The organism is Pseudomonas brassicae (assembly GCF_010671725.1).
GTDB lineage: Bacteria > Pseudomonadota > Gammaproteobacteria > Pseudomonadales > Pseudomonadaceae > Aquipseudomonas > Aquipseudomonas brassicae.
Genome location: NZ_JAAHBU010000031.1, coordinates 1 through 7,270, shown reverse-complemented (window position 1 = coordinate 7,270; position 7,270 = coordinate 1). Strand labels below are relative to the sequence as shown.

Annotated in this window: 5 protein-coding genes and 2 pseudogenes; all 7 read left to right on the top strand. The window is 61.0% G+C overall.

Going from position 1 to position 7,270, the window contains the following annotated elements:
• A pseudogene (locus G3436_RS03165) lies at positions 1 to 683 on the top strand (COX aromatic rich motif-containing protein); the annotation flags it as partial.
• A gap of 3 nt (positions 684 to 686) precedes the next feature.
• Positions 687 to 2,704: pseudogene (gene cyoB, locus G3436_RS03160) on the top strand (cytochrome o ubiquinol oxidase subunit I).
• Between the two features lie 3 nt (positions 2,705 to 2,707).
• A complete protein-coding gene (gene cyoC / locus G3436_RS03155) occupies positions 2,708 to 3,331 on the top strand; it encodes a cytochrome o ubiquinol oxidase subunit III (RefSeq protein WP_163941191.1) in 624 nt (207 codons plus the stop codon).
• Entirely contained in the window at positions 3,332 to 3,664 is a 333-nt protein-coding gene (gene cyoD, locus G3436_RS03150; protein ID WP_163941189.1) for a cytochrome o ubiquinol oxidase subunit IV, read from the top strand.
• A gap of 11 nt (positions 3,665 to 3,675) precedes the next feature.
• A complete protein-coding gene (cyoE, locus tag G3436_RS03145) occupies positions 3,676 to 4,563 on the top strand; it encodes a heme o synthase (RefSeq protein WP_163941186.1) in 888 nt (295 codons plus the stop codon).
• 167 nt (positions 4,564 to 4,730) lie between these two features.
• Positions 4,731 to 5,858 carry a hypothetical protein gene (locus G3436_RS03140; RefSeq protein WP_163941182.1) on the top strand — a complete coding sequence of 376 codons (1,128 nt, stop codon included), beginning with the start codon at positions 4,731 to 4,733 and terminating at the stop codon, positions 5,856 to 5,858.
• A 159-nt stretch (positions 5,859 to 6,017) separates the two neighbouring features.
• The gene (alaC, locus tag G3436_RS03135) at positions 6,018 to 7,253 is read left to right on the top strand and encodes an alanine transaminase (protein ID WP_163941179.1); all 1,236 of its coding nucleotides are present in this window, start codon (positions 6,018 to 6,020) and stop codon (positions 7,251 to 7,253) included.
• Positions 7,254 to 7,270: the final 17 nt, after the last annotated feature.

Sequence of the window (7,270 nt, the reverse complement as noted above, 5' to 3'; positions counted from 1 at the left end):
CGAAGTGGCCGTATGGACCATCCCGGTGCTGATCATCATCGCCCTGGGTTATGTCACTTACATTTCCACCCACAAGCTTGACCCGTACCGTCCACTGGATTCCGACGTGAAGCCGGTGCAGATCGACGTGGTCGCGCTGGACTGGAAATGGCTGTTCATCTACCCGGAACAGGGCATTGCCACGGTCAAACAAGATCGTCTTCCCGGCCAATACCCCGGTCAACTTCCGCGTGACCTCCGACGCCGTGATGAACTCGTTCTTCATCCCGGGCCTGGGCGGCCAGATCTACGCGATGGCGGGCATGACCACCAAACTGCACCTGATCGCCAATGAAAACGCCGAGTTCGACGGGATTTCCGCCAACTACAGCGGTGCCGGTTTCACCGGTATGAAATTCAAGGCCATCGCCACCTCCCAGGCCGATTTCGAGGCATGGGTCAGCGAAGTCAAGCAGTCGCCGCAACAACTGGACAAGGCCACCTACGAGGCCCTGACCAAACCTAGCGAAAACAACCCGGTTGCGCTCTACAGCGTTGCCCCGGAAAACATGTTCCAGTCCATCGTCGACAAGTACGAAGGCATGAACCGTGGCAAGCCGGTGGTGCACGAGAAGAAAGAGCACAAAGAAGCGGCCGAAGGGATGGACGTGAGTATGCATTCAGCTGCTGGGGCAGAGGAGTAAAAGATGTTCGGTAAACTAAGTCTGGACGCGATCCCGTATCACGAGCCGATAGTCATGGTGACCATTGCCATGATCGCGCTCGGCGGTCTCGCGTTGGTTGGTGCAATCACCTATTTCCGCAAGTGGACCTACTTGTGGACCGAGTGGCTGACGTCGTCGACCACAAGAAAATCGGGGTGATGTACATCATCGTCGCGATGATCATGCTGCTGCGCGGCTTTGCCGATGCCATCATGATGCGTACCCAGCTGGCCATGGCCACGGGTGGCGGCGAGGGCTATCTGCCGCCTGAGCACTATGACCAGATCTTCACCGCGCACGGTGTGATCATGATCATCTTCATGGCCATGCCATTCTTCACCGGCCTGATGAACCTGGCCCTGCCGCTGCAGATCGGTGCACGTGACGTTGCCTTCCCGTTCCTCAACTCCCTGAGCTTCTGGCTGCTGGTGTCCGGCGTTGCGCTGGTCAACATCTCCCTGGGTGTGGGCGAGTTCGCCAAGACCGGCTGGGTGGCTTACCCACCGCTGGCGGGTATCCAGTACAGCCCTGGGGTCGGTGTCGACTACTACATCTGGGCGCTACAGATATCTGGTTTGGGTACAACGCTGACGGGCGTCAACTTCCTCGCCACCGTGCTGAAAATGCGCGCCCCTGGCATGAAGCTGATGGACATGCCGATCTTCACCTGGACCTGCACCTGGGCCAACATCCTGATCGTCGCGTCGTTCCCGATCCTGACCGCGACCCTGGCACTGCTGACGGTTGACCGTTATCTGGACTTCCACATTTTCACCAACGAGCTTGGTGGGAACCCGATGATGTACGTCAACCTGTTCTGGGCGTGGGGTCACCCTGAGGTATACATCCTGATCCTGCCGGCGTTCGGCGTGTTCTCGGAAGTCATCTCGACCTTTACCGGCAAGCGCCTGTTCGGCCACAAGTCGATGATCTACGCCTCGGGTGCGATCTCGGTACTGGGCTTTGGCGTGTGGCTGCACCACTTCTTCACCATGGGTTCGGGGGCCAGCGTCAACACCTTCTTCGGCCTGGCGACGATGCTGATTTCGATCCCCACCGGGGTCAAGCTGTTCAACTGGCTGTTCACGATCTACCAGGGCCGCCTGCGCTTCACCGCGCCAGTACTCTGGACCCTGGGCTTCATGGTCACCTTCTCCATCGGTGGCATGACCGGCGTACTGCTGGCCGTACCGGGCGCTGACTTCGTGCTGCACAACAGCCTGTTCGTGATCGCTCACTTCCACAACGTGATCATCGGTGGTGCGGTGTTCGGCTACATTGCCGGCTTCGCCTTCTGGTTCCCTAAAGCGTTCGGGTTCACCCTGAACGAGAAGTGGGGCAAGGCTGCCTTCTGGTTCTGGATCTCCGGTTTCTACGTCGCCTTCATGCCGCTGTACGCACTGGGCTTCATGGGCATGACCCGTCGTCTGAACCACTCGGACAACCCTGCGTGGGAACCGTACCTGTACGTGGCCGTGGTCGGTGCCGTGCTGATCCTGTTCGGTATCGCCTGCCAGCTGATCCAGCTGTACGTGTCGATCCGCGACCGCAAGGACAACATGGACGTCACTGGCGACCCATGGAATGCGCACACCCTGGAATGGTCGACCTCGTCGCCACCGCCGTTCTACAACTTCGCCACCATGCCAGAGAAAGTCGGCCTGGATGCCTGGACCGAAGCCAAGCGCGCCGGTATCGCCTACAAGGCACCTGCCCAGTACGCACCGATCCACATGCCTAACAACACGGCTACCGGCCTGTACATGGGCGCCCTGTTGACGGTGTTCGGCTTCGCTGCCATCTGGCACATCTGGTGGTTGGCTGCGGCCGGCCTGATCGGCACCATCGCCGTGTTCGTCGCTCACGCTGCACGTGACGACCAGGGCTACATGGTTCCTGCCGAGGAAGTGGCGCGTATCGAAGGTGAGCGTCTGAAGCACCTCGGTCTGGCTACCGGCTCCCCAGTCGGTGCGCCTGTCCAATCGTTTGAACGGGTTTAATCAATGTCCAGTCATGTAATCAATGCTGATGCTGCTCATGGTCACGACCATGGGCACGAAGAACACCACGACTCGGGCCAGATGACCGTATTCGGTTTCTGGCTGTACCTGATGACCGACTGCATCCTGTTTGCGTCGATCTTCGCAGCCTACGCGGTGCTGTCCGGCAACTTTGCCGGCGGCCCGTCGGGTCACGACATCTTCGAACTGCCGTATGTGCTGGCTGAAACAGCGCTGCTGCTGTTCTCCAGTATCACCTTCGGCTTCGCCATGCTGCAGATGTACAAGGGCAACAAGAACGGTGTACTGGCCTGGTTGGCCGTGACCTTCCTGCTCGGCCTTGGCTTCATCATCATGGAAGTCAACGAGTTCCACCTGCTGATCAGCGAAGGCTTCGGCCCGCAGCGCAGCGGCTTCCTGTCGGGCTTCTTCGCCCTGGTCGGCACCCACGGTCTGCACGTGACCGGTGGTCTGATCTGGATGGCCGTGATGATGTACCAGATCCAGAAGAAGGGCATCACCGGTTCGGCCAAGACCCGCATGGGTTGCCTGAGCCTGTTCTGGCACTTCCTGGACGTGGTCTGGATCTGCGTGTTCACCGTTGTCTATCTGCTGGGGGTTCTGTAAATGGCTAACGCACATAACGAGCACGCCGAGGGCAGCCACGGCAGCGTGAAGTCGTACGCAATCGGCTTCGTGCTGTCGGTGATCCTGACCCTGATCCCGTTTGGCCTGGTGATGTACCCGACCTTGCCAAAAGACATGACCATCCTGATCGTGGTGGCCTTCGCGGTCATCCAGATCGTCGTGCACCTGTACTACTTCCTGCACCTGGACCGTTCGCCAGAGCAGCGTGAGAACGTCAGCGCCTTCCTGTTTACCGGGTTGGTGATTGCACTGTTGGTCGGCCTGTCGCTGTGGATCATGTTCAGCATCCACACCAGCATGATGGCGAAGTGAGGTAAGACGGCATGTCCTTTAAGCACTTTATCCAAATCACCAAACCGGGGATCATTTTCGGTAACGTGCTTTCTGTGGCAGGCGGTTTCTTCCTTGCCGCGCAAGGGCATGTGGACTTCATGCTGTTCCTGGCCACGGTGATTGGCACTTCGCTGGTGGTGGCGTCCGGTTGCGTGTTCAACAACTGCATCGACCGTGACATCGACATCAAGATGGAGCGCACCAAGAACCGTGTGATGGTTCAGGGGCAGGTCTCGCTGAAGATCGCGCTGGCCTACGCCACCCTGCTCGGGGTGGCCGGGCTTGGCCTGCTGTACGTGCAGGCCAATGCCCTGGCGGCGCTGTTCGGCCTGATCGGCTTCATCATCTACGTGGGTTTCTACAGCCTGTACCTGAAGCGCAAATCGGTGCACGGCACCCTGGTCGGCAGCCTGTCCGGTGCCATGCCTCCGGTGATCGGCTACTGCGCCGTGAGCAACAGCTTCGACCTGGCTGCGTTGACCCTGCTGGTGATGTTCAGCCTGTGGCAGATGCCGCATTCCTATGCCATTGCGATCTTCCGCTTCAACGACTACCTGGCGGCCTCGATTCCGGTACTGCCGGTCAAGCGTGGCATCCTGGTGGCCAAGAAGCACATCCTCTGGTACATCGTGGCCTTCCTGGCAGCGACCCTGATGTTGACCATCGGTGGTTATGCCGGCATGAGCTACATGGCCGTGGCCGCGGCAATGGGCATGTACTGGTTGTACATGGCCTGGACCGGCTACAAGGCCGTGGATGATCGCCTGTGGGCGCGCAAGCTGTTCGTGTTTTCCATCTTCACCATCACCGCGTTGAGCGTGATGATGTCGCTGGACACCAAGGTGCCGGCCGAGCTGTTGCTGACCTACGCGCATTGATCTGATGTGCTGAAGAAAAGCCCCGGGCCGCAAGGTGCCGGGGTTTTTTTTGCTCGAACATTCCCTGTGCGGCTGCCGGCACTTCCTCCCAGCGTGGCATCACTCCCTGCTGAATGCACAACCCATGCATTGCTAGCGTGGCGGCTCCCATCCCAAGGAGCACCTCCATGAGTGTCTTCACTGTGTACTTCTGCGGTACCGGCTCGCACCGCTTCGACGACCAGAACCCCAACTTCTGGAACGGCGAACTGGTCTCCACCCTTGCCAGCAACGATCAGGGCCGCGAGTTCGCCCACTGGATCGCCGTCGACGGGCCTGGCAGCGGCAACCTGCAAGCTGACGACCTGTTTATCGAAAACAAGGCCTACGGCCTCAGCGGCACGCTGTTCGGCGCCGGCTGGGAACAGAACGTCGCCCACGCCCTGCAGGTGATCAAGGGGCGCTGCAGCTGGCAGCGCGAAAAGCTCAACGAAGACGACTACAAGCGTCTCAAGGCCGCCGGCGTACCCATCGAGGACGTGAAGAAGGAGGGCTCCTGGTTCTGGCGCACGTACGACTATGGCGACCGCGGCGTTACCCCGCAGCAGTTGCAGGAGGGCATCATCAGGATGTACCGCAAGGATGGGCTGATCCCTAGCCAGGTCAACATCGTCGGCTGGAGCCGCGGCGGCATCAGCTGTCATATGCTGGCCAATGCGATGGCCCAGGACCCCGAGCTGGCCGATGTGCCGGTCAACATCTTTGCCATCGATCCGGTACCCGGTATCAACAACCTCCAGGCCCACCGCCTGCATCTGGCGGCCAACGTCAAGGAGTACGTGGGCTTCTTCTCGCGGGACGAGCGCTCCAAGGGCTTTGCCTGTGTGATCCCCACCACCCACCCTGACACCCGTACGCACATCTACCCGTTGCCAGGGCGCCATGCCACGCTGGTGGGCAACGCTTCGGCCGATGGGGCCGGTAGCGGCAAGGTGCTGCCGGAGCCGGGCGTGATCGTGCGTCACTTCGCTGAAACCTGCCTGAATCGTTGGGGCGCGAGCCTGCACAAGTGCCTGGAGCTGAGCGCCGATGCGGTTGCCGAGCATCAAGCGGCATTGGACCGTGACGACGCGGTGTACGAGGGCATGCGCCGGCACTCCTACACCCTGCTGACCGAGTCGGACAATGGGCACCGCTTTGTCCATCAGGGCGATGTCGGCAAGCCGTTCCCGTACGTGCGCGGGCCCCAGCTGTCGCCGCAGGTCGGGCTGGATGTGGGCACCTGGCGCTCGGTGTCGTTCGACGATATCTGCTGACGGCCAGCGTACCCGTCACCGCCGGCCCTGCGGGTCGGCCGGTGACGGGCTGAAAATCCACTTTACAGCGACCCCCGCCAAGCCCTATCTTCTGCCTCGGCCACCGCAGTGGCCAACGTCGCTCGGACGGTTCCGGGCGCTTACGTCTTCGAGGTAACCATGGCTGACCAAGGTTCGCCGCGCCGCTTTGCGCGCATAGATCGTCTCCCCCCCTACGTATTCAACATCACCGCCGAACTCAAGATGGCCGCGCGCCGTCGTGGCGAGGACATCATCGACCTCAGCATGGGCAACCCCGACGGGGCGACGCCGGCGCATATCGTCGAGAAGCTGGTACAGGTCGCCCAGCGCGAAGACACCCATGGCTATTCCACCTCGCGTGGTATCCCACGCCTGCGTCGGGCCATTTCGCGCTGGTACAAGGACCGCTACGAGGTCGACATCGACCCCGAGTCCGAGGCCATCGTCACCATCGGCTCCAAAGAGGGCCTGGCGCACCTGATGCTGGCCACACTGGATCATGGCGACACCGTGCTGGTGCCCAACCCCAGCTACCCGATCCATATCTACGGCGCAGTGATTGCCGGCGCCCAGGTGCGCTCGGTACCGCTGGTGCCGGGGGTGGATTTCTTCAACGAGCTGGAGCGGGCGATTCGCGAGTCGATCCCCAAGCCGAAGATGATGATCCTGGGCTTCCCCTCCAACCCCACCGCACAATGCGTGGAGCTGGACTTCTTCGAGCGCGTGGTGGCCCTGGCCAAGCAGTACGACGTGCTGGTGATCCACGACCTGGCCTATGCCGACATCGTCTACGACGGGTGGAAGGCACCTTCGATCATGCAGGTACCGGGTGCCAAGGACATCGCGGTGGAGTTCTTCACCTTGTCCAAGAGTTACAACATGGCCGGGTGGCGCATCGGTTTCATGGTTGGCAACCCGGAGCTGGTCAGCGCCCTGGCGCGGATCAAGAGCTACCACGACTATGGGACGTTCACGCCGTTGCAGGTGGCGGCCATTGCTGCGCTGGAGGGCGACCAGCAGTGCGTGCGCGATATCGCCGAGCAGTACCGCCAGCGGCGCAACGTGCTGGTCAAGGGCCTGCACGAGACGGGCTGGATGGTCGAGAACCCCAAGGCCTCGATGTACGTGTGGGCCAAGATCCCTGAACAGTACGCACACCTGGGCTCGCTGGAGTTTGCCAAGAAGCTGCTGGCCGAGGCCAAGGTGTGCGTGTCGCCGGGGATCGGCTTTGGTGACTATGGCGACGACCATGTGCGCTTTGCCCTGATCGAGAACCAGGACCGCATTCGCCAGGCGGTACGCGGTATTCGCCAGATGTTCCGTGCCGACGGTATCGAGGCGCCGAAGGCCGCCAAGCCACCGCGTACGCCATGATGGCCTCTTCGCTGGCA